This window comes from Zestomonas ipomoeae (assembly GCF_057128665.1).
Window position 1 is genome coordinate 128,265 of sequence record NZ_JBSKHQ010000008.1, and the last position, 23,413, is coordinate 151,677.

Here is a 23,413-nt window from a genome sequence, read left to right on the forward strand (position 1 = left end):
TCAGTCGAGTTCTTGCAGGGTCAGGCGGCGGCGGGCCAGGGCTTCGCGTAGCACCGGTCGGTCGATCTTGCTGTTGTGGCGGCCGTCCACCGGCATGCGCTCGATGTGCGCCAGGCGCACGCCGGTCAGCCCGAGGCGTTCCAGCAAGGCGCGGGCGTCGCAAGGTGTCTGGCCTTCCACCACCAGTACCGGGCGGCCGTCGTCGCCACTGATCAGCGCGCTACGGCGCACGCCGGGCAGGGCATCCAGCTGTTTTTCCAGCGGAAAGCTGTAGAGCACGCGGTCTTCCTGGCGCAGGGCGTCCTTGAGCCGTCCGCACAGCCAGAGCCGGCCGTGCTCGTCGAGATGGCCGACGTCGCCGGTGCGGTGCCAGACCAGGCCGTCGTCGCGGACGATCTTGGTCTCGGCGGTGGCCTGCGGGTTATCGACGTAGCCCCGCAGCACATGGGCGCCGGCCACCAGGATTTCGCCGGTCTGGCCGTTGACCACGCGGGCTCGCTGCACAGCGGCGGCGTCGGTCAGCGGTTGCCGCGGGTCGACGATGCAGACCTCGGTGGTCGCCGCCGGACGACCGACCAGATGGCCGGGCTGGCGGTGCCAGTCGCGCAGCAGCTCGTCCATGTCCACGTCGGCAATGGGTTCTGCCTCGGTGGAGCCATAGACCACCCGCGCATGGGCGTTGGGGAACACCTCGAGGCAGCCGCGCACCAGCGCCTCGGTGAGGGTCGAGCCGCCGACCACCAGCGAGCGCACGCGGGGGAAGCGCAAGCCCTTGCCCTGTGCATGTTCCACCAGCCGTTGCAGGTAGGCCGGGGCGCCAGCGATACGGGTGATGCCGTCATGCTGGACTTGCGCGAGCACCGGGCCCGGCTCGACCTGGCCCGGCTGGGACAGGTCGGTGGCCGGCAGCACCGTGCTGATGCCGCAGCACAGGTTATGCAGCACCAGTACCGGAAAGCACGGCAGGTCGATGTCGTCGTCCTGGTCCGGCCAGTCCTGGCGGATCGCCAGGTGTTGGGCGATCAGGCTGGCGTGGCTGCGGTCGGCGCCCTTGGGCAGGCCGGTGCTGCCGGAGGTGAAGCTGATCAGGCCGTGGGCATGGGCCGCCACCGGCTCGCAGCGATAGCGCTGTGCCGTGGCCTGGGCACCATCGCCGAGAGCCCGCACGCCAAGGCAGCCGCCGTCCAGGCCCAGCCGCTTGAGCCGCCAGAGCTGCGGCAGCAGCCACCAGCGACGGATCAGCCGCACCTCACCGAGCAGTGCGCAGGCGCCGCTGTGGCGGATCGATGCCAGCAGCCGCCCACGGCTCATGCCGCGGTCCAGCAGGACCGGCACCAGCCCCAGGCCGAGCAGCGCGAGTATCGCGGCGTAGAGGTCGGCGCTCGGCTGGGCCACCAGCAGCACGCGGTCGCCCATGGCCAGCCCGGCCTTGAGCAATCCCTCTTGCAGTTGAGCGGCGCGGCCGAGCAGATCGGCATAGGTGTGACTGTCGGCGCTGCGGTAGCCATCGGCAGCGCGCGGCACCCGCAGGGCCAGGCGCTGCGGATGGCGCCGGGCAGCCGCGACGATGGGCGTGCAGAAGTTCGAGCCGTTCATAGTGCGCTCTGGTACAGGCCGTATTGGTGGGTCTTGCCGCCGCCGTGGCGCTGGGCGAATCGGCGCGAGTTGTTGTCCTCGCGCACCAGGGTCGCGGCGATCAGTTCGTAGTGCTCTTCGGCGCGCAGCGACAGTTCGCAGCCCATGGCGGTGAACAGGCCGAGCTCGCGGAAGTCTGGGTGCACGCCGCCGGTCTTGGCCAGCGCCCGGCGCGGTTGCTGCAACTGCGGGTAGTGCTCGGCGTAGTTGATCTTCCCGGTCGGCACGCGTTGCGGGTTGCTTTGCTCCAGCAGCGGGCCGTAGTCCGGGTAGACCAGAAAGAAGCCGGCGATGCGGCCGTCGTGGCTGCGCGCCAAGACCGAGCTTTGTGGGCACAGGCGCTCGGCGAAGGGCGCGCCGCACTGGCTGCGGAACGCTTCCAGCGAGAGCTTGTTGTAGGCGAAGTTGCTGCCGAAGACCTGGTCGACGAAGCCGTACAGCTCATCCAGGTTGTCCATCCAGAAGTCGCCACTCAGCGCTTCCAGGCTGACCTTGCGTTCCAGCGCCGGCTTGGTGCGCAGGTAGTCTTCGCGCACGCTGGCGGCCACTTGGCGGGTGTCGTTGAACGTCGACAGGTAGCGATAGCGCAGGTTGAAGCCCAGCTCTTCCAGCAGTTGCGGATAGTAGGCCGGGTTCCAGGGCTCGCCGGGGAAGGCGCTGGCATCGAAGGCGTTCAGCCGCACCCGATAGGCGCCGAAGGTGGTGAAGTTGATCGGCCCGTAGAGGCGTTGGGCGCCTTGCTTGCGCGCCCATTCGGACAGCGCCTGGAACAACTGCTGGTTGGGTCGCAGGCGGTTGGCGCTTTCCCAGAAGCCGAAGAAGGCGACCTTCTCGCCCTCCACCGGCTGCTCGCTGACGAAACCCGCCAGCCGCGCCTGTTCGGGAATCACTCCCAGCCAGGCACGCCCCTTGTCGAACCAGGGATTGGCGCGGGAGAACTGGCGGTGCAGGGCGGCGCTGTCCTCGCCCAGCCAGTGCGGGTGGCTGCCGTGCAGCAGCCAGGGCAGCTCGACGAAGGCCTCCGGCAGCGGCTGTTCCGGCAGCCATTCGCCCATCCAGGTGTGTTGCTCGGGTAGCAGCTTCAACTCAGGCATATTCGACCTCCGCTTCCTGGCTGGTGGCGATTGCGGGCTCGGCGGCTTGCCGGTCCAGGCATTCAATGGTGCCGGCGGCGCCGTCCATGCGAACGCGCTCGCCGTCCCGCAGCAGGCTGGTGATGCCGGGGATGCCGACGATGGCCGGAATGCCCAGCTCGCGGGCGACCACGGCCGAGTGGGAGAGGGTCGAACCGCGCTCCACCAGGATGCCGCCGGCAGTGGGGAACAGCGGCGCCCAGCCCGGATCGGTGCGCACGGTGCAGAGAATCTGGCCGTTGAGCGACAGCTCGTCCTCCGGCGAGAAGATCAGCCGCACCTTCTCTTCGACGATGCCCGGATAGCAGCCGATGCCGCGCAGGTCGCCCTCGCTCTGCACCACTTGCTCGTGGGGATAGGCGTAGGCGTTGTGACGGCTGACCATGCCCCAGGTCCAGAAGTGGTGCGGCAGATCCTGGCTCTGGTAGCCGGCGTACTCGGCCTGGCGCGCGGCGACCAGGGTCTTCAGCTCGGTCTGCACGGCGCGGCCGTCGTTCAGCGCGTAGAGCTCGTCGAGGCTGAGATAGAAGATGTCGCGCGGCTGGGCCAGGGTGCCGTCCATGGCCAGTTGCTCGCCGATTTCGAGGAACAGCTCGCGGTACAGGCCGAACATGCGGGTGCGGGCCAGACGCATGTTCTCGCGGTTGCGAATGGCGTCGCGCAGTTGGCCGAGCTGCTTCTTGAAGGTACGCAGCTTGCGCGCGCCGAGCTTACTGGCGATGGCGCCGAAGGCTTCGCGCTCGGCGTCCTGGCGGAAGCGCGCCTCATTGGCGGCGAGGGTTTCCAGGGACAGCTTGGAGTTGCCCAGGTAGTTCTTGAGGATCGCGAAGAGAAAGCTCGGGTCCTGGCGCAGGGTGATGGATTCCAGCTTCAGCTCGCCCATGGTGCGGTCGCCGTAGCGCTCGATGTAGTCCAGGCACTGGGCATGGAACGCCTCGTCCCACACCTGCACGCGGCCCAGCAGGCTGGCGTTGTCGGCGGTTTCGATCAGCTCGCGCAGCTCCGGGCGGGTGCGCACGTAGGCGCACATGCGCAGCAGGAACTTGGTCGGCTCGGTGCTCTCGATGCCTTCCTCGCCGGAGAGCAGGTTGTTCTGCAGCACTTCGGGGTGTTCGAAGCCGGCGGCCACCAGGGTGCGGTGCACGCGGCCGTTCATCATCATCACGTAGAAGTCGTTGATGATCGGCGTGGTCCAGCGGTTCAACAGCTCGCGGTCGAGGCGGCGGATCTGCTCGATCAGCTCGCCGCAGCTCAGGGTGTGCAGCTCGGTGCGCGGCACGCTGCGGTAGCTCGTCTCGAACATCTGGCGGAACTCGCCGACCAGGCCGTCCATGCGACGGAAGCCGCGCAGCAGGTGGTACAGCGCACGCAGCACTTGGGGCAGCTTGCGCAGCTTGTCGGCGGTGGAGAGGTCTTGATCCTGCACCAGGTCGACCGGGTCGGTCAGGCCCATCATGCGTTCCAGGTCGGCCTTGTTGGTCTTGAACGAGGGCAGTAGGAGCAGGCCGCGGTACCAGTTGTTGATGTTGTAGTAGACCCGCCCGTGGATCAGTCCGAGCATGTTGTCGAGCATGTCGCGGTGATCCTGGATGCCCTGCTCGGAGACGCCGAGCACGCGCATGGTCTGCTCATAGACGGTGGCGTAGGCGCGGTTGGCGAAGGAGAAGGTCAGCGGCGTGGTCACTCCGCAGTAGGACTCCTGGATGTTCGAGTTGTCGAACACCACGCGCTTGCCCACCGGCTCGGCCGGTGCCGGCAGGCGGGTGATCGGCCGGGTCTGCAGCAGGTAGAAGCGGCCCTCGCGCAGGGTCCATTCGATGTCCTGGGGAAAGCGCATCAGGGTGGCGACGCGGCGGCCGAGGTCGCGCAGGGCGAGCACCTGGGCGTCGTCCAGGGCGCTGGCATGGCGCAGGTGCTCGTCCACCTCGCGCTCGCAGGTACCACGCCCGGCCTGGCGGTCGAAGCGCACGGCAATGTCCTTGTCCGCCAGCTTGGCCTGGATCTGCTCGTCGAACAGGCCGACGCTGTACTCGTCGGTGTTGCAGATACCGGCGACCACGCCCTCGCCGATGCCCCAGGCGGCGGAGATCAGCGCATGCCTGCGGCTACCGGTGACCGGGTGGGCGGTGAACATGACGCCGGACACGTCGCCCTCGACCATTTCCTGCACGATCACCGCGGCGCGGATCTCATCCAGGGCGATGCCCTTGGCCAGCCGGTACTGCAGGGCGCGGGCGTTGAACGCCGAGGCGGCTACCTGCAGCAGGCTTTCGCAGATGGCGTCGAAGCCGCGCTGGAACAGGTAGCTGTCCATCTGCCCGGCGAACGAGGCCCCCTGGGCGTCCTCGCCGAGCACCGAGGAACGCACGGCGAACTGGACCTCTTCCTGGCCGGCCAGCGCTTCTTCGAGCTGCTCGCGCAGTACGGCGGGCAGGCGGGCGGCCAGCACCTTCTGCTGGATCTCGGCGGCAATCGGCTCGACCACCGCGGTGTCTCCGTTGCCGCCGATGCGCGCCAGGCACTCGGCGACGCACGCATTCAAGCCGTTCTCCGCCAGCAACAGGTTGAACGCCTCGGTGGTCAGTACCCACCAACGCGGTACCGGCAGTTGTTCGCGGGTCAGGCGGGCGAGGTTGGCTGCCTTGCCGCCGAGCTGGTCGGGCGGCAGGAACAGCGCCTGCTCTTGGGTGAAGAAAAATTGCGTCATGACAGGCGAACCCCTTCGATTTCCAGCAGATGGCGGAAGCTGCGGTAGACCCGCTCCATGAATGGGTAGTGACGGCAGCTATGGGCCATCAGGTAGAGCGGCATGCGGTTGACCAAGAGGTCGCGCAGCGCCAGTTTGTAGCCGTAGCGCCACTCGTCCGGATCGATCTGGCGGTCGCTGTGGCGTTGCAGTTCGAGGCGGTGCAGCTCCAGATAGTGCTCGACCATGGCCGGATCGACCGGGGCGATCAGGGTGAAGCCGAGCAGCTCGGCGAGGTCGTGCTGCGGCAGGTGCAGCGTCGCCAGCTCCCAGTCGTAGGCGCACAGGCGCAGGCCGTCCGCTTCGCGGCGCAGGGCGATGTTGCGCGGGTTGAAATCGTTGTGGATCAGGGTGCGCGGCTGCTTCTCGATGTCCGCCCACCAGTCGCCGATGCCGTCGACGATGCTGCGGAACACGCCGAGGTCGTCCTCGCTGAACCATTCGGGGAATTTCTCCCGCGCATTGGCACCGAGCAGTTCCCACAGGCGGCGCTTCTCCAGCATGCCTTCGGCGGTGGGGTAGTCGACCATCCAGCGCTGCCGCTTCAGCTCGTCCTCGCGGCCGTACCAGATGCTGTGCACCTCGGCGATGCCGCGAATGGCCGCCTCGAGGTGGTCCTGGGTCCACTGGCCGGTGTCGTCGGCGCTGTCCATCAGTTCCAGGCCTTCGAGCAGTTCCTCGACGATCACGAACGCCTCGCGCTCCGGTGCTTCCAGCACGCCGTAGACCTTGGGTGCGTAGCGGGTGAAGCGCTCGTCCTGCTGGCTCATCACCGCCAGTTCGCGGACATGGCAGCCTTTGAAGCCGATGCTGTCGCCGAACTGATGGAACACCTGGCCCAGGCGTGCGTCGCACATGGCGGCCATGCCGCCGAGCATCTGGATCACCTCGACGTCCAGCGGCTTGATCTTGACCATCACCGAGACGTCGCCGCCGGCGGTCTTGAGCACGAAGGGCAGGTGGCCGAGCAGCTTGTTGACCTTGTTGGCAGTCAGTTCGGTGAGAATGCTCGAGCCTTTGTTGTCCTTGCGCGCCGGTTCCACCGCGTAGGGCAGCAGGTCGGAAAGCCCGCTCTGGCGGCAGGAGGCGGCGAAGAACGGTGCATCCAGGTCGGCCAGCTTGAGGTGGTTGACCGGGCGGTTGCGGCCCAGGCGTTCGTGGGCGCGGGCGAACTGGTCGGCGGCGATGGCGGCGAGGGTGGAGATATCCAGCGCCAGGCAATAGCCGGCGATGATTTCGGCCAGCTTGTGGGCCTTGCCGGGGCCGGCGCAGCCGAGCAGCTCCAGGCACTCGCGCTGCTGCGGCAGGTTGGTGCCGCCGCCCACGGTGCCGATCACCAGCGATGGCATGCTCATGGTGCAGTAGGCGTCGCCTTCCTCGGTCAGCTCGATATGCAACTGGGCCAGGGCCGATTCGTGCACGCAGGCGATGTCCTGGCCGAGGGCGGTGAACATCGCCGCCACCACGTTGGCTACGTTGATGTTGATGCCGACCATGCCGGCCGCCAGCGAGCCGCTGACGAAGTTCTGGTAGGCCGTGACCAACTGCTTGGCGCTGACCTTGAGCACCTGCTGGCAGATGTCGTCGCGCAATACCGCCTCGGCCAGCACGCGCACGCCGCGGCCCTTGAGAAAGGTCTGGTAGGTGACCTTCTTGTCGTTGGACAGGTTGGCCTCGACCATGAAGTTCAACACCTTCAGGTCATCGAAGCGGCGCAGTTGCTTGAAGATCCACTGGCAGGCCTGCCAGGTGCAGGTGGTGGTCATGTTCTGCCCGGCGGCATCGCCGGTTTCGTAGACGAAATGCACATGCACGTTGCGGCCCATCACCTGGGCCTGGACCTCCACCAATTGGGCGAAGTTGGAGTGCTTGCGTACCTCGGCCGCCAGTTCATGCTGGTGGTCCTGCACCCACTCGGCGAAGAACAGCGCCTTGTTCATCGAGTCGAAGCCGAACAGCGGTACGCGCATCATGCGCTGGCCGAGCACCCGCGCGGTGACCCCGCCGCAGCGCGACAAGGCGGTGGCGCCGCGGGTCACCGAGGCCACCAGGGCGCCCTCGGAGGTGGCCATGGGCGCGTAGTAGAGGCCGCCGGCATGCTCACCCTTGATGTGCAGCGGGCCGGCCAGGCCGACCGGGATCTCCACGCTGCCGATGAAGGCCTCGATGTTGCTGACCAGCTTGCTCGGCTCCAGGCGGGTCTGCTCGACTTCGCGCAGGGTGGCGCCGGTCTGCTCGCGGGCGAACTGCAGGCGCTGCTGGCGGGCATCCTCGGAGTATTGGCCGCGGGCCGGCACCTTGGGCAGCGAGAGGTCGTCGTAGCTTTGCTCGATGCCGCGCTGCGGTTGCATGCGCAGGCGGTAGCTGAGTTCCCACAGGCGCTGCGCGGTGGTCTCGCAATCGCCGCTGGCGAGCAAAAGTTGCGGGCCGCTGGCTGACTCGCGGATCTGCTTCAGGCGCATGCACGGCAGCAGGAACTGCTGACCGAACACCTGCAGGTGCAGGTCGTTGATCTGGGTACCCAGCGGCGGCAGCGGTACGTGGGCCGGCAAGCCGACGCACAGGTGCTCCTTGGATACCTCCAGGGGGATCAGCTGGCTCAGTGGCGAGTCGGCCAGCAGGCTGAGGCGTGCTTCGTGCTCGGCGGCGAAGGACACGCGCGGCGAAGGGGCCTGGGTAATGTGGCGCATGGGCGAATCCTCAGATCAGGGAGAGGGAAAGTCCGTTTCCAGCCAGCGCCACGCCGATCAGCACGGCATAGCCGGCGAGCATGGTCAGCGCCACCGCTGCCTCGTTCTTGCCGCGCAAGGCAGCCGAGGGCGCACGCAGGAAGGCGCCGAGCTGGCGCAGGGCGAGCAGGTAGAAGGCCAGCAGCACCAGCACGCTCCACAGCGGCAGGCGCCCGGCCAGCAGGTAGATCAGGCCCAACTGGTTGGCGACCATGGCGCTGACCAGGGCGATGACCAGCACGGCCGAGCCGCGGGTGCCGAAGATGCGCGAGTAGGACTCGACGCTGTCGCGCTCCTCTTCCGGCCCCTTGGTCTTGCGGGTGATCTCGAAGCAGAAGCCGCTGACGAAGGCCAGCGCCATCATGGCGTACAGCTCGCGGCTCGGCTCCAGGCCGGGCACGGCCAGGTTGGCCAGCCACCAGACGATCAGCGGCATCACCAGCATGTGGGAAACCGCGTACCAGGTGAGGTGGCGGTTCAGCCACTCGGGGATGAAGAACTCCTTGGCCATCAGGCTGGTCCAGGCCAGCAACGCCAGCCAGGCGTAGGTCACCTGGCCGAGGCCGCCGTCCAGCCACAGCGATGCGCCCAGCTGCACCAGCACCGCCAGCAGCCCGGCGACCTTCAGGTGACCCAGGGTGATCAGGCCGCTTTGCAGCACGCGCTGCGGGTGGTTGCGGCAGTCGAGTTCGTAGTCCTTGTGCTCGTCCAGCACTCGCAGCAGCAGGAAGAACGACCAGCTCAGCAGGCAGCCGGCCAGGTCGTTCAGGCCCAGGGCGATACCGCCGTCCTGCCCGGCCCGCGCCACGGCGGCGATGGTCAGGTAGAGGATGAAGAACAGCAGGGCATTGGCGAACGGAAAACGCTCCTTCATCCAGGCCAGGAAGCGGCCGGCGAAGGGAGAATCCAGGGTCAGAGCGGTAGCGTGCATGGCGGTCCCTCGTCAGGAAGCGGGTGTAATGGAGGAGTCGGTCGCCTCGGCCCGGCGGGGCCAGAGGCTGCGATGGGCGTGGCCGTCGATCAGCCAGCCCTTGAGCAATTCGAAGTACGAGCGGCGCTCGACCACACCGTTGGCCAGCAGCAGCGGACCCATCAGGCGCACGGCGCGGCCCATGTGGTAGAAGGGCAGGCGCGGGTAGATGTGGTGGATCACGTGGCAGTCGCCGGAGTCCCAGAAGAACAGCAGGCGGCTGATGGGACCGGTGCGGTACCAGGTGGACCAGTGCCAGGGGTTGTCCGGGTTCGCCTCGGCGTGTTCCAACACGATGCGCAGGGTATTGACGATGGGCCCCATCACCAGCACCGGCAGCAGGTAACCGAGCAGGGCATGGGCGGGGAAGAGCCAGGCTAGCGGCAGCAGGGCCAGCAGCCAGCTACGCAGCAGCCATTTTTCCAGCCGCGCGCGACGTTCGATCCGGGCACCCTGGCCGCTGACGTCGTGGTAGCCCTTGAGCGGTTCGCCGCCCTTGAGCTTGCCGGCCTGTGCCAGCTTGACGCCGAGCATGGTCGCGAACAGCCAGCGCTTGGCGCGGCTGTCCAATTGCTGCTTGTAGGCCTCGCTGTCGCGCTCGGTGCCGATCCAGCGGTGGTGCGCCAGGTGAGCCTGCTCGTAGCCGGTGGGCAGCGACAGGCGCGGCAGGGTCAGCGCCAGGCTGGCCAGCCAGGAACCGCGCTCGCCCCATACCCGGCGATGCACGAACAGGTCGTGGCTGACCAGGCCGAGCAACTGCAGCAGGAAACCCTGCAACACGAAGAGCCCGCACCAGAGTGCGCCGAACTCCAGGCTGGCGAGCAACTGCAGGTTGCCGACGAACAGGCCCAGCGAGCCGAGCACTGCCAGGGCATCCAGCGCCGGTCGCGCCTTGTGCAGATTGGCGATCTCGTCGCGGCCGAGGGCGTTGCCGATACGCTGGCGTACCTGGGCGAGGTCTTGTTCACGCATGCCGGGCCACTCCCTGCGCAACTGGCTGCGCTTCAGGCGTGGGAGCCGGCAGGCGGCGCTTGTCGATCAGCAGGAACAGGATCGGCAGCAGCACCAGGTCCATCAGCAGGGCGAAGACGATGCTCAGACAGGTGACGATGGCGGTGTTGACGGTGATCTGGATGTTTGAGTTGGCCAGCCAGGCGAAGCCCAGGCCGAGCACCAGGCTGGTGGTGATCAGCGCGTAGCCGACATGGCGCAGGGCATGGCGCACGGCGTCCTCGGGGTCGAGGCCGAGGCTGCGCCGGGCCCATTCGTACTTGCCGATGAAATGGATGGTGTCGTCGATCACCACGCTGAAGGCGATACCCAGTACCAGGGTCAGGCCCAGGTCGATGTTGCCGTTGAGCCAGCCCCAGGCGCCGAAGGCCATGCCGATGGGAATGAGGTTGCCGACAAAGCAAGCCAGGCCGTGGCGCCAGGCGCCGAACAGCAGGATCACCAGCAGCGAGGCGCCGACCAGCGAGCCGAGCATGCCGGCGAACATGCCGCCGATGGAGCGCTCGCCGATATGGGCGAACATCAGCGACAGCGAGGCACCGGGCGCCTGCATGCCTGCCGGCAGGTGCTCGCGCTGCCAGGCCTGGGCGGCCTGGTCGAGGGCGATGATCGCTTGGCCGCTGGAGGTGCCCACCGCCACCCGCAGGCGCGATTCCGAGCGGTCGAAGCGCAGCAGGTAGTTGAGGTCCATGCCGAACGGCAGCGACAGCTCGTACTGCAGCAGGTACTGGGCGATCTCCTCGCGGCTGTCGGGAATTCGGTAGTAGGCCGGGTCGTCGCCGTGCATCACCTGGTTGACCCGCTTGATCACGTCGGCCAGCGAGTTGACCTGGGTGACGTTGGGTTGGGTCTTCAGCCACTGGGCGAAGGCGTCGACCTGCTTCAGGTAAGCCGGCTCGACGATGGCGTCCTTGTTGCCGGCCGGCAGCGAATAGTTGACCTCGCCGATGCCGGTGAGGTTGCCGTTGACGAACTCCATGTCCTGGCGGAACGGCGTGTCCGGCGTGTAGTACTTCACGATGTCGTCGTTGATCTGGTTGCGCGGCACCAGCGCCAGCAGCGCGCCGGCCAGCACCAGCAGGGCGGCGAACAGCGGATAGCGGCGGGCGATGAGGAAATCGGCGAAGCGCTGCATCTGCGGCGAGTCGCTTCTCATCAGCTTGGGCATGCGCCTCGGCGGCTTGCCCGGCAGCGTGGCCAGCAGCGGCGCGCTGATCAGCACGGTGAGCAGCAGCGCCAGGACTACGCCGGCAGCGACGATATAGCCCATCACCCGGAATGGCGGCGAGTCGTTGAAGTGCAGGGTGAGGAAGCCGACGGCGGTGAGCAGGGTGGTCAGGCCCATGGCGCTCAGGTTGCGCTGCAGGCTGTGGACCATGGCCGCGCGCCGGTCCATGCCGTTATGCATGGCCTGGATCCAGCCCACCACCAGGTGGATGCCGTCGGCGAACGCCAACGCCATGATCATCACCGGCGCCACCACCACCGAGTCATTGATGGTCGGCTTGAAAAAGCCGATCAGCCCGGCGCCGCCGACCACGGCCAGCAGGCAACTGCCGTACACCACCAGCATCGCCTTGACGCTGCGGAACAACCAGGCCATCACCAGCAGCATGGTCAGGCTGAACCAGGGCCAGACGCGGGTGAAGTCGGCCTGGGATTCCTCGGGGAAGGCCTGGTTGGCGATGGTCTGGCCGGCCAGGTGCACGGCGATGTCCGGGTGCGCCTCCTGCAGTTCGCTCGCCATCTTGCGAATGGCCAGGACCACCTCCGGCACTTCCTTGATCTGGTCGACGCCGGGCATGTTCAGGGTCAGGCGGATGCCGGCGACACTGCCCAGCGGGTTGACCAGCGCATTGACCAGAAACGGTTCGTTCAGCGCGACCTGGCGGATGTCAGCCAGGGCGGCGGCATCCAGGGCCTCCGGTTGCTCCACCAGGTCGGCGGTATCGATGCTGTCACCGGAGACGCGCACATGCTGGAAGTTGGTCAGCGACTCCACCCGTTGTACGTGGGGCAGCAACCAGCTCTGCTCGGTCAGCTCGCGCAGCACGGAGAGGAAAGCGGCATCGAACACATTGCCGCTGGCCGGCGCCAGGGCGATGACCACCGCATCGGTCTTGGCGTAATCCTCGTTCAGCTTCTCGAACGCCTGCAGCTGCGGATTCTCCGGGCTGAAGAACACCCGGTGGTCCAGCGAATAGTGGTAGCCGCCCATGCCGGCGGCGCTGCCCAGTACCAGTAGCAGGCCCAGCAGCATGGCGAGCCAGGGGTGGTTGACGATGCGGGTGGCCAGGCGGGCGACCTGGCGTTCGCTCCAGCTTTGGGCGGGTTGATGCGTATTCATCTCGTTCCCTCGTCAGAAAAACCAGCTCAGCTCGGCGCGCAGGAAGTCGTCCTGCAGCAACGGGCGCAATTTGTGGTGGCTATCGGGTTCGCGCAGGAACTCCTCGGCGCTCTGTGGGCGTCCGCCACCGGCGAAGGCGCGCAGCTCCAGTTCCAGCAGCAGTTCGTCGCTCAGGCGGTGCTGGGCCTCGATGCTGAACAGCCGCTCGTGGGTGTCGCGGTCGAGAATCAGGCTGGTCAGCAGGGTGCTGCCGGCGGTGTCGTTGAAGGCGAAGCGCCAGCCCAGCAGCAGGTCGTGTTCGAACGGCGTGGTGGCGCGCTCGCCGCGGCTGTCGTGCAGGTATTCCACCAACCAGCCGATATCCACCGGGCTGCCGAAGGCGCCGACCTGGGTGTATTCCAGGCCGGCGTCGGCTGCGCTGTAGTTCTGCGTACCGCCGTTGCGCTGGATGGCTTCGAGCTTCCACAGCAGGTCGCCCTGGGTGACCTGCAGGTCCAGGCCGAGCTGGTTGATCAGCGGGTAGTAGGGCTCCAGAACCGGCTGGTAGCCGGGGGCGAAGCCGCTGAGCTGGCCATTGTCGAATACCAGCTTGGCGGGATCGATTACCGGGCGCAGTTCTGGCTCGCGGGCGGTGCCGGAGAAGCCGCTGAGGCCGAGGCGCAGTGAGGGCAGGTTGAGCTGCCAGCGTGCAGCCAGGTCGAGGCGACGGTTCTCGCGGGACGACTCGTAGCGGGCCAGGTCGTCGTCCACCGCCAGCGGCAGGCGCAGGCGTCCGTCCTCGCCGGGGTAGCTGCGCTCACGGGCGCCGAGCAGCAGGAACAGGTCGAGCATCTGCGCGCCGTCTTCCAGCGCCAGGTTGATCATCGGCTGGCCGAGCTTCTGTTCGCCGTCGAGGCTTTCCACCTGGTCGGTCTGGTTGACGATGTCCACCAGGTGCACGCCTTCGGTCACGCCCCAGAACACCTGGCGAATGCCGCTGCGTAGTTCGAAGCCATCGCCCAGGTGGTTCCAACTGGCCTCGCGCAGGTCGGCGTGGCTGCGCTCGTCGTCGCGGGCGTCGTAGCGCAGGAACGGGGTCAGCACGAAGCTGTCGCGACCATTGTCCAGCCCGTGCCAGAACTCGCTGCGCAGGCTGACGGAGAGGTCGTCCCGAGACTGGCCCTGGGCGCCGGGTTCGGCGTAACCCCATAGCTCCAGGCCCAGTTCATGGCGCTGCTCCACGGCTGCCAGCGGTAGGCTGGGCAGCAGGGCGAGCAGGGGTAGCAGCGTTCGCAGCATGTTCAGCGCACCCGCAGCAGGGCGTTCTGGCTGAAGTCGCGTTCGGCGAGGCCGGTGCCGAAGCGGTGCTCGCTCCACAGCAGGCGGGTCTGCTTGCCGGTCTGCCGGTTGACCATGAGCATCTGCGCCGGGCGCCAGTGCTTGCCGTCGTGCAGTTCGAAGTCGCTGGCGGCGTAGGTCTTCAACAGCTCATTGCGGCGGTCGAAGTACTCGATGCGGCGGACCAGGTAGTACTCCTTGTCGATCCACACGCGCTGGCGCGAGTAGCCGGAGTAGCGATCCTTGGGTGTGCGTTCGATGACGAAGCAGTCGAGCCCGTCGAGCGTTTCTTCGGTCAGTGACTGATAGCGAAACTTTTGCCAGAACGGAGTGACTATATCTTCGAAAGCGAACTCGGACGCCATGAACGGCCCCGATTTGTTGCGCGCTCCGATCTGTTTGATGCGCTTCACAGTCGGCAGATAAAGCCACTGTTCGTCTTCACCGTCGGCGTGGTTGTAGGAGAGCAATCCGGAACCGGCCAGGTCGCGTGGGGTTTCGAAGCTCATCAGGGTCTGGTCGAAGGTCGGCCCGGCCTCCCGGCTACGTACCTGCAGGATGCGGCTGGCGGTTTCTCCGCTGGGGCTGACGAGGATCATCTCAAGCCGCATCTGGGCGTCTAGATAGCCTCTTTGGCTGGCATCCGCGCGTTCCGCCACCTGTTCGGCAGTTTGTCCCTTGGCGTTCAGGGAGAACAGGAAAAGGGCGGAAAGCAGCAACGAAAGATACAGGCGCATAGAGGCTCCACCCGGCTAGGCCGGAGTTGCAGGTGAGTGGATTCGGGTGGCAGGCGAGGGGGTCGGCAGTCGACGGCGGTAATAGTCTTGGCTTATGCCATGGTATTCCGCTGCTCTATTGGTTACCAAAAGTATCAGCTTATATGACGATCCAGTTACCCCATCCAAAGGTGGGTGACCGTTCGTTTCCGATTGGGACTATTCGTTATCGAACATGTTTCTAGTCGAAAATGTTCGTTTATTTGCATATGAACATCTGTATGCAGGCTTAGTCCCGCGTGCCTTGGCGTTGCTTTGGGTGTGTGACGCGGTCGTGGTTTTGCAGGCCAACTGGTCTCGCCATTTCTTCCCAATCTCCAGCAAAAAAATTTTCCGCTGGATGCGCTCTGGCCTGCACATCCGGACGCCCGACAGCGTTCGGCCTCGACGGACGAGAGCGCGACAGCAGGGTTGTCGAACAGTTTTGGTAGCGCTACCATCCGGCCAAACAAGAGAACGGTGCCCATCCAGGGCACCCGTGGAGCCCGCATGCAGAACATGAATACTGCCTCCTGCGCAGCCGCCCGCCGCACCCTGGTGGTGATGGGTGTGAGCGGTTGCGGCAAGACGGAGATCAGCCAGGCCGTGGCCGCCGAACTCGGCTGGCGGCCCATCGAGGCCGACCGTTTTCACCCTGCCGAGAATGTCGAGCGCATGCGCGCCGGCATCGCGCTGAGCGACGAGGACCGCATCCATTGGCTGGATGCCCTGATCCGCGAAATGCTCGACGCCCAGGCGGCCGGCGAAGGCTTCGTGCTCGCCTGTTCGGCGCTCAAGCGCAGCTATCGCGAGCGTCTGCGGGCTGCGCTACCGGGCCTGCAGTTCGCCCACCTGGAGATCGACCAGGCCATCGCCATGCAGCGGGTCGGTGCCAGGCCCGGCCACTTCATGCCGGTTTCGCTGGTGAACAGCCAGTTCGCCACCCTCGAATCGCCCGTCGATGAGCCCCATGTCCTGGTCGTCAACGCCGCGCAACGTCGCGACGCGGTGGTGGCGCAGGTGTGCGAGTGGGTCAGGCGCGGGCCGGAGCAGGGCCTCGAAGCGCAGGAGGATTTTTCTGCGCAGCCGAATGATAGCGCTAACCAGGTGCGGCTCACCGCCGAGCCGATCTATGCCGGGCGGGTCGCGCGACTGTTCGACCGGCTCACCGACGGCATGATGGCGCTGCTGATGGCGTTGATGGTGGTGGCGGTATTCAGCAACGTGGTGCTGCGTTACGTCTTCGGTACTGGCTGGGCGGGTGTCGAGGAGCTGTCGCGGCTGGCCTTCGTCTGGTTGGTGTTCGTCGGCGTGGCATCGAGCATGCGCCGCGGCGAGCTGATGCGCTTCTCGATGATCCGTGACCGCTTTCCCCGTGCCGCGCGTCGCCTGGTCGACTCCATCAGCTGGCTGCTGGTCGCCGGAGCCAGTGCACTGGCCGGCCTGGGCGCCTGGCGGCAGGTGCAGTTCGGCTGGGGCAACAGCAGCACCGTGGTCGGCTACCCGGTGGTGTTGGCGATGGTGCCGATCCTCGCCTGCATGGCCGTGCTGGTGCTGCTGGCGCTGTTACAGCTGCTCAATGTCTGGCGCCGCCAACGCGCATTGAGCGCCCCGCTGAGCAATGTGACCGCCGACTGATGCGGGCCCAATAACAAGATCGGGCACTGCCCGCCGAGGACCCGCCGATGAGCGTCGTCGTGTTTCTTTCTTCCTTGCTGGGCTTCATGGCCTTCGGCATGCCCATCGCCTTCGCGCTGATCCTCACTGGCGTGGTGCTGATGTGGTACCTGGACTTCTGGGATGTGCAGCTGCTTGCCCAGAACCTGCTGGCCGGCGCCGACAGCTTTCCGCTGCTGGCCGTGCCGTTCTTCATCCTGGCCGGAGAGTTGATGAATGCCGGTGGCATCTCGCGGCGCATCATCGCGATGGCCCAGGCCTACTTCGGCCACCTGCGCGGCGGCCTGGGCTATGTGGCCATCGCCGCGGCGGTGCTGCTGGCAAGCATGTCCGGCTCGGCCCTGGCCGACACCGCGGCGCTGGCCACCTTGCTGCTGCCGATGATGCGCCAGCGCGGTTATCCGCTGCATTCGTCGTCGGGGCTGGTGGCGGCCGGCGGCATCATCGCGCCGATCATTCCGCCGTCGATGCCCTTCGTGATCTATGGCGTGGTGACCAACACCTCGATCAGCCAGTTGTTCATGGCCGGCCTGGTGCCGGGGCTGATCATGGGCGCCGGGCTGATCGTCGCCTGGACCCTGCTATCCCGCGGCTTCACTGAACCGACGCCGGCCAAGGCCAGCGCCGCCGAGCGCCGCCGAGCGCTGGTGGACGGCATCGCTGCGCTGATGCTGCCGGTGATCATCGTTGGCGGACTGCGCTTCGGCCTGTTCACACCCACCGAAGCGGCAGTGGTGGCGGCGGTCTACGCACTGGCGGTCTCCACCTTGCTCTACCGCGAGCTGGACTGGCCGACCCTGATGGAAACCCTGACCCGCGCCAGCCGCACCACCGCGTCGGTGATGTTCCTCTGCGCCGCGGCCACCGTCTCGGCCTACATGGTGACCCTGGCCGCGCTGCCGGACGAGATCGGCGCGATGCTCGGCCCACTGGCCCGGCACCCGCAGTTGCTGGTATTGGCCATCATGCTGCTGATGATCGCCGTCGGCATGGTGCTCGACCTGACACCGACCATCCTGATCCTGGCGCCGGTACTGGCGCCCATCGCCGCCAAGGCCGGGGTAGACCCGGTGTACTTCGGCGTGATGTTCGTACTGATCGGTTCCATCGGTCTGATCACGCCTCCGGTGGGTACCGTGCTCAATGTGGTCGGCGGCATCGGCAGGTTGCGCATGGAGGTACTGGTGCGCGGCGTGATGCCGTTCTTCCTGATCTATCTCGCCATCGTGGTGTTGCTGATCGTTTTTCCGCAGATCGTCACGGTGCCACTGGCCTGGCTGCGCTGATTTCTTCTTCCACAACAACAAAAGGTACTGCCCCATGAGACGTCCCCTGATTGCCGCCATTGCCGCAGCCCTGCTGCTCGGTCCCCTGGCCAGCTTCGCCGCGCGGGCCGATGACATTCGTCCGCGACTGATCCGCTTCGGCTACGGCCTCAACGAAAACAGCAACCAGGGCCGGGCGGCCAAGGTGTTCGCCGAGGAAGTGGCCAAGGCCTCCGGCGGCAAGCTGAAGATGCGCCCATTCGGCGCTGCCAGCCTGGGATCGGATGACCAGATGCAGAACGCGCTGATCGGTGGCGCCCAGGAAATGATGGTCGGCTCCACCGCGACCCTGGTCGGCATCACCAAGGAAATGGCGGTGTGGGACACACCGTTCCTGTTCGACAGCGCCCAGCAGGCCGACGCCGTGCTCGACGGCCCGGTCGGCCGCAAGGTAATGGACAAGCTGGAAGAGAAGGGGCTCGTGGGCCTGGTCTACTGGGAGAACGGCTTCCGCAACATGACCAACAACGTGCGACCGATCAACAGGCTGGAAGACTTTTCCGGCATTAAGTTGCGCGTCATGCCCAACCCGGTATTCCTGGAAACCTTCAAGCTGATGGGCGCCAACGCCGTGCCGCTGCCGTTCTCCGAGCTGTTCACCGCCCTGGAAACCAAGGCGGTGGACGGACAGGAGAACCCGTTCAATACCATTCTCTCCTCGAAGTTCTACGAGGTGCAGAAGTACCTGACCGTGACCAACCACGTGTACAGCCCGTGGATCGTCACCGCCTCCAAGCGCTGGTGGGACGGTCTGTCGCAGACCGAGCAGGATATTCTGCTGGAGGCGGCGAAGAAGGCCCGCGACTTCGAGCGCCAGGACACCCGCGCGGAAGCCGCCAAGGCGCTGGCGCAGTTGAAGGAGCAAGGCATGCAGGTCAACGAAATCGGTGCCGATGAAGTGGCGCGCATGCGCCAGCAGGCCCAGCCGGCGATCCGGCAGGTGGTCGATACCGTCGGGCCGGAACTGTTCGAGCAGGTACAGGCCGAGGCGGAAAAGGCTGCGCGATAACCGGGCCGGGGTGTGAGGCGCTGCTTCCGGCGGCGGCCCGCGCTGATAGAATCGCTGGCCTTTTGCTAATCGCTGGCTCTTTGCCAATGGAACCGCCATGACTCAACGCCGCCGCCGCTCCGCCGATCGCGTCACCCTGGCCGATGTGGCCCAGGCCGCCGGTTGCTCGCTGATGTCCGCCTCACGGGCCCTGTCGCAACCGGAGCGGGTGTCCGATGCGCTGCGCGAGCAGGTGATGAAGGCCGCCAAGGCCCTCGGCTATGTACCGCACCCGGCGGCGCGGGCGTTGGCCAGTTCGAAGTCGAACCTGGTGGCGGTGGTGATTCCGTCGCTGTCCAACTCGGTGTTCGTCGATACCGTGGAAGCCATCCAGCGGGTACTGATGCCGGCGGGATTCGAGATGATGATCGGCGTCAGCCACTACCGGCCGGAAGAAGACGAACGCCTGCTGCGCTCTTATCTGGCCCACCAACCCGCCGGGCTGCTGCTGACCGGCTTCGAGCGCAGCGATGCGGCGCGGGAAATCCTGGGCGGTTGCCGGGGGCCCATCGTCACCATGATGGAGTTGAGCGACGCGGAAGATGATTACTGCGTGGGCTTTTCCCAGCAGGATGCCGGTGCGGCGATGACCGAGGCGCTGATCGAGCGCGGCTATCGCCGCATCGCCTTCGCCGCCGCGCAGCTCGACCCGCGCACCTTGCAGCGCGCGGAGGGCTACCGTCGGGCCCTGCGCGCCCATGGCCGCTACGACCCGCAGCTGGAGCTGCTCACCCCGGAGCTGTCGTCCATCGGTCTCGGCGCCAACCTGCTGGATCGGTTGCTTGCGCAGCATGCGGACATCGACGCGGTGTTCTTCAACAACGATGATCTGGCCCTGGGCGCGCTGTTCCGCGCGCGCCAGCTCGATCTGGCGGTGCCCGGACGCCTGGCCATCGCCGGCTTCAACGACCTGCCGGCCGCGGCTTGGGTGCACCCGGCCCTCACCACCGTGCGCACCACCCGTGGTCGCATCGGCCAATTGGCGGCGCAGATGCTGCTGACGCTGATGCACGGCGAGCAGCCGGAGCAGCGCTGCATCGACGTCGGCTTCGAACTGGTGCTGCGGGACAGCGCCTGAGACCGGCTATTCGGCCGCCTTGTCGAGCTTTCTTTCCTGGGCCGAGACGTGCTGGGCGATTTCGATCAGCTGCTCGCGCATCCAGCGGTTGGCCGGGTCCTGGTCGGTGCTTTCGTGCCAATAGATGTGGGTCTCCAGCGGCTGCATGTCGTTCACCGGCAGGTCGACGTAGTGCAAGTCGTGGCGGCGGGCGAAACGCTCCGGCACGGTCATCGCCATGTCGGTCTGCTGCAACACCAGAGTGGCCATCAGGTAGTGCTGCGAGCGCAGGGCAATCTTGCGCTGGATGCCCATCTTGCCCAGCGCCAGGTCGACCAGCCCGAGGCCGCTACGGCGGCTGGAGATGTGGATGTGGGTCAGCGCCATGTATTCGTCGAAGCTGAGCTTGTCCTTCGCCAGCGGATGGCCCTTGCGCATGGCGCAGACGTAGCGGTCCTCCAGCAGCTTGACGTGGCGCACCTGCGGGTCGGTATTGAGCGGCGCGTCGACGGCGAAATCCAGGCGGCCGGCTGCCAGTTCCTTGGTGGTATCGCGTCGACGTGCCAGCAGGCTCTCGATCTGCACCGCCGGGGCCAGCCGACGCAGGCGCTGGAACAGGGGCGGCAGCAGCACCGCCTCGGTGAGGTCGGTCATGCTGATACGGTAGGTCTTGTTCGCCTGCTGCGGGTTGAAGGTCCGGCTTTCCTGCACCGACACCCGCAGCAACTGCAGGGCGTTGCGCACCGGGCCGATGATGTTCTGCGCCATCGGCGTCGGCACCATGCCCTGGGCGGTGCGCACGAACAGCGGGTCGTTGAAGGTCTCGCGCAAGCGGGCGAGGGCGTTGGAGACGGCGGGCTGGGTGATGCCGACGATCTGTCCGGCGCGGGTCAGGTTGGCCTCGGTATAGATGGCGTCGAAGACGATAAACAGATTCAGGTCGACCTTGTTCAGATTCATGTTCGAGCGCTCTCCTGGCCTGGCCGTATCAGTGGGGCATATATGACTTATGAATGTTTATAGATGCTGAAAATAGGTTAGATAAATCTTAATCCCTGTTCTAGCATCCTTACCAGTCCTTAATTTCCTCGCCAGAAGGTAGCTCCCATGGATTTCGCCTATTCCCCCAAGGTTCAAGAACTGCGTGAACGCGTTACCGCGTTCATGGAGGCCTACGTCTATCCCGCCGAAGAGGTGTTCGACCGCCAGGTGGCCGAAGGCGACCGCTGGCAGCCCACGGCGATCATGGAGGAACTGAAGGCCAAGGCCAAAGCCGAGGGGCTGTGGAACCTGTTCCTGCCCGAGTCGGAACTGGGCGCCGGGTTGACCAACCTGGAATACGCGCCGCTGGCGGAAATCATGGGCAGCTCGTTGATCGGCGCGGAACCGTTCAACTGCTCCGCGCCGGACACCGGCAACATGGAAGTGCTGGTGCGCTACGGCTCCGAGGAGCAGAAGCGCACCTGGCTGGAGCCGCTGCTGCGCGGCGAGATCCGCTCCGCCTTCGGCATGACCGAGCCGGGCGTGGCTTCGTCCGACGCCACCAACATGGAAGCCCGCGCCGTGCGCGAGGGCGACGAGTGGGTGATCAACGGTCGCAAGTGGTGGACCTCCGGCGCCTGCGATCCGCGTTGCAAAATCATGATCTTCATGGGCCTGACCAACCCCGACGCGCCTCGCCATCAGCAGCACTCGATGATCCTGGTGCCGCTGGATGCTCCGGGGGTGAAAATCCTGCGCCCGCTGCCGGTGTTCGGCTATGACGACGCTCCCCACGGCCACGCCGAAGTGCTGCTGGAGAACGTGCGCGTGCCGTACGAAAACGTGATTCTCGGCGAGGGTCGCGGTTTCGAGATCGCCCAGGGTCGTCTCGGCCCAGGTCGCATTCACCACTGCATGCGCTCCGTCGGCATGGCCGAGCGCGCGCTGAAACTGATGTGCCAGCGCGCCACCAGCCGCACCGCCTTCGGCAAGCCGCTGGCCCGCCTGGGCGCCAACCTGGACCACATCGCCGAGTCGCGCATGGAAATCAACATGGCGCGCCTGCTGACGCTGAACGCGGCTTACATGATGGATACCGTCGGCAACAAGATCGCCGCCAGCGAGATCGCCCAGATCAAGGTCGTGGCGCCCAACGTCGCCCTGCGGGTGATCGACCGGGCCATCCAGATCCACGGTGGCGCCGGGGTATCCGGCGACTTCCCGCTGGCCTACTGGTACGCCATGCAGCGCACCCTGCGTCTGGCCGACGGTCCGGACGAAGTCCATCGCGCGGCCATCGGCAAGTTCGAGATCGGCAAATACATGCAGCGCTGAGCTGCCGCGGCAAATGCAAAGGCCCGCCATTTGGCGGGCCTTTGCGTTCGGGGCGTTCGTTCAGCGCGGCTGGCGGTCGTCCTCGGACTGCTGGGCCTGCTGGCTCAGCCAGAGCAGGCGCTGGTGTAGCTGCGCGGCGAAGGTGCGCGCCGCCAGCTCCTCATGGAAGGTCATACCGCGCCGGCCCAGGCGGACCTGCCAGAGCGGCCGTCCGTGTTGCTCCAGGGCTTCAATGCGCACTTCCATCCGTATGCTCCTCTTCCAGGTCGGGCGGGGCCTCGGCATTGCGGGTCTTGATCAGGGAAAGCACTACGCCGCCACCCAATAGGCCACAGGTTACGCCAAGAGACAGCCAAGCGGGAACCTGGCCGATCCAGTCGTGCAGCAAAATCTTGCCACCGATGAAGATCAGCACCAGCGCCAGGGCGTACTTCAGATAGATGAAGCGGTGCAGCAGGGCGGCGAGGGCGAAATACAAGGCACGCAGGCCGAGGATGGCGAAGATGTTCGAGGTATAGACGATGAAGGGGTCGAGGGTGATGGCGAACACCGCAGGCACGCTATCCACGGCAAACAGCAGGTCGCACAGCTCGATCAGCACCAGGGCGAGCAGCAGCGGGGTGGCGTGCAGCACCGGCCTGCCGCCGGCGGCGAGCGGCAGGCGCACCAGGAAGCGTCCTTCATAGAGCTCATCGGTCAGCCGCAGGTGGCGACGCAGAAAGCGCAGCAGGGCATGTTGCGACAGGTCCGGATGGTGCTCGGCGCGGTTGCGCAGCATCTTGATGCCAGTCAGCAGCAGGAAGGCGCCGAACAGGTAGAGCACCCACTCGAAGCGCTGCACCAGCGCGGCGCCCAGGCCGATCATCAGCGCCCGCAGCACCACTACCCCGAGAATGCCCCAGAACAGCACGCGATGCTGGTGGCGGCGAGGGATGCCGAGGTAGGTGAACACCATGGCCATGACGAACACGTTGTCCATCGACAACGACTGTTCCACCAGCAAGCCCGTGTAGAACTCCAGCGCCTTGGCCGGGCCCGCCTGCCACCAGACCCAGCCGCCGAATGCGAGGCCGGCACTGAAATAGCCGCTATAGAGCAGCAGGCTTTCGCGCATCTCGATCTCGTGCCGGTCCCGATGCAGCACGCCGAGATCGAGAATCAGCAGGCCGAGCACGATGCCGAGGAATGCCAGCCAGAACCAACTGGCGGTACCGAGGAAGGGGGTGTTGAAGAAGGTTTCCAGAGTATCCACGGCCCACCTGAGCAGTCGACGGTCGCCGACATCGCGATGACAGGCCATCGCCAGCGGGGCCCGGCGCCGCATGTGGCAAAGGCTAGTGCGTGGCG

At 66.3% G+C, this 23,413-nt stretch carries 17 protein-coding genes; 5 read left to right on the plus strand and 12 right to left on the minus strand.

Annotation, left to right across the window (positions count from 1 at the left end; all coding sequences use genetic code 11):
• From ACWKV7_RS11410 to ACWKV7_RS11450, 9 genes are read right to left on the minus strand one after another with little or no spacing between them, the layout of a single operon-like run.
• Window positions 1-1,596, minus strand: a complete 1,596-nt coding sequence (locus ACWKV7_RS11410; RefSeq protein ID WP_483857786.1) for a fatty acid CoA ligase family protein — start codon at window positions 1,594-1,596, stop codon at window positions 1-3.
• The gene (locus ACWKV7_RS11415) at window positions 1,593-2,729 is read right to left on the minus strand and encodes a hypothetical protein (protein ID WP_483857787.1); all 1,137 of its coding nucleotides are present in this window, start codon (window positions 2,727-2,729) and stop codon (window positions 1,593-1,595) included. Before ACWKV7_RS11415 ends, ACWKV7_RS11410 begins: the two co-directional genes overlap by 4 nt.
• Window positions 2,722-5,475 carry a phosphoenolpyruvate synthase gene (locus tag ACWKV7_RS11420; protein ID WP_483857788.1) on the minus strand — a complete coding sequence of 918 codons (2,754 nt, stop codon included), beginning with the start codon at window positions 5,473-5,475 and terminating at the stop codon, window positions 2,722-2,724. Before ACWKV7_RS11420 ends, ACWKV7_RS11415 begins: the two co-directional genes overlap by 8 nt.
• Entirely contained in the window at window positions 5,472-8,204 is a 2,733-nt protein-coding gene (locus ACWKV7_RS11425; protein WP_483857789.1) for a phosphotransferase, read from the minus strand. The genes ACWKV7_RS11420 and ACWKV7_RS11425 overlap by 4 nt, the downstream gene beginning before the upstream one ends.
• A 10-nt stretch (window positions 8,205-8,214) precedes the next feature.
• On the minus strand, window positions 8,215-9,174 hold the full coding sequence (locus ACWKV7_RS11430; protein ID WP_483857790.1) for a UbiA prenyltransferase family protein: 960 nt from the start codon (window positions 9,172-9,174) through the stop codon (window positions 8,215-8,217).
• Window positions 9,175-9,186: 12 nt separating this feature from the next.
• Entirely contained in the window at window positions 9,187-10,185 is a 999-nt protein-coding gene (locus ACWKV7_RS11435) for a fatty acid desaturase (protein WP_483857791.1), read from the minus strand.
• Window positions 10,178-12,571 (minus strand): efflux RND transporter permease subunit, encoded by a 2,394-nt coding sequence (locus tag ACWKV7_RS11440; protein WP_483857792.1) that lies wholly within the window; start codon window positions 12,569-12,571, stop codon window positions 10,178-10,180. Before ACWKV7_RS11440 ends, ACWKV7_RS11435 begins: the two co-directional genes overlap by 8 nt.
• Before the next feature lie 12 nt (window positions 12,572-12,583).
• Window positions 12,584-13,849 carry a hypothetical protein gene (locus ACWKV7_RS11445; protein ID WP_483857793.1) on the minus strand — a complete coding sequence of 422 codons (1,266 nt, stop codon included), beginning with the start codon at window positions 13,847-13,849 and terminating at the stop codon, window positions 12,584-12,586.
• Between the two features lie 2 nt (window positions 13,850-13,851).
• Window positions 13,852-14,625, minus strand: a complete 774-nt coding sequence (locus ACWKV7_RS11450; RefSeq protein ID WP_483857794.1) for an outer membrane lipoprotein-sorting protein — start codon at window positions 14,623-14,625, stop codon at window positions 13,852-13,854.
• A gap of 528 nt (window positions 14,626-15,153) precedes the next feature.
• Between ACWKV7_RS11450 and ACWKV7_RS11455 the strand changes: the two genes are divergently transcribed.
• The 4 genes from ACWKV7_RS11455 to gntR all read left to right on the plus strand — a co-directional run bounded on the left by ACWKV7_RS11455 (window position 15,154) and on the right by gntR (window position 19,771).
• Window positions 15,154-16,281: a gluconokinase, GntK/IdnK-type gene (locus tag ACWKV7_RS11455; protein ID WP_483857795.1), complete on the plus strand. Its 1,128-nt coding sequence runs from the start codon at window positions 15,154-15,156 to the stop codon at window positions 16,279-16,281.
• A 47-nt stretch (window positions 16,282-16,328) separates the two neighbouring features.
• Window positions 16,329-17,606, plus strand: coding sequence for a TRAP transporter large permease (locus tag ACWKV7_RS11460; RefSeq protein ID WP_483857796.1), 1,278 nt, complete (start codon window positions 16,329-16,331; stop codon window positions 17,604-17,606).
• 34 nt (window positions 17,607-17,640) lie between these two features.
• The gene (locus ACWKV7_RS11465; RefSeq protein ID WP_483857797.1) at window positions 17,641-18,654 is read left to right on the plus strand and encodes a TRAP transporter substrate-binding protein; all 1,014 of its coding nucleotides are present in this window, start codon (window positions 17,641-17,643) and stop codon (window positions 18,652-18,654) included.
• A 97-nt stretch (window positions 18,655-18,751) separates the two neighbouring features.
• The gene (gntR, locus tag ACWKV7_RS11470) at window positions 18,752-19,771 is read left to right on the plus strand and encodes an HTH-type transcriptional regulator GntR (protein WP_483857798.1); all 1,020 of its coding nucleotides are present in this window, start codon (window positions 18,752-18,754) and stop codon (window positions 19,769-19,771) included.
• A 6-nt stretch (window positions 19,772-19,777) separates the two neighbouring features.
• Here gntR and ACWKV7_RS11475 read toward each other — a convergent pair whose 3' ends face one another.
• The gene (locus ACWKV7_RS11475) at window positions 19,778-20,710 is read right to left on the minus strand and encodes a LysR family transcriptional regulator (RefSeq protein ID WP_483857799.1); all 933 of its coding nucleotides are present in this window, start codon (window positions 20,708-20,710) and stop codon (window positions 19,778-19,780) included.
• A 147-nt stretch (window positions 20,711-20,857) separates the two neighbouring features.
• On the opposite strand from ACWKV7_RS11475, the gene ACWKV7_RS11480 reads away from it, so the two are divergent.
• Window positions 20,858-22,066, plus strand: coding sequence for an acyl-CoA dehydrogenase (locus ACWKV7_RS11480; RefSeq protein WP_483857800.1), 1,209 nt, complete (start codon window positions 20,858-20,860; stop codon window positions 22,064-22,066).
• Window positions 22,067-22,126: 60 nt separating this feature from the next.
• On the opposite strand, the gene ACWKV7_RS11485 is transcribed toward ACWKV7_RS11480, so the two are convergent.
• Window positions 22,127-22,312, minus strand: coding sequence for a hypothetical protein (locus ACWKV7_RS11485; RefSeq protein WP_483857801.1), 186 nt, complete (start codon window positions 22,310-22,312; stop codon window positions 22,127-22,129).
• Window positions 22,296-23,318, minus strand: a complete 1,023-nt coding sequence (locus ACWKV7_RS11490; protein ID WP_483857802.1) for a TerC/Alx family metal homeostasis membrane protein — start codon at window positions 23,316-23,318, stop codon at window positions 22,296-22,298. The genes ACWKV7_RS11485 and ACWKV7_RS11490 overlap by 17 nt, the downstream gene beginning before the upstream one ends.
• Window positions 23,319-23,413: the final 95 nt, after the last annotated feature.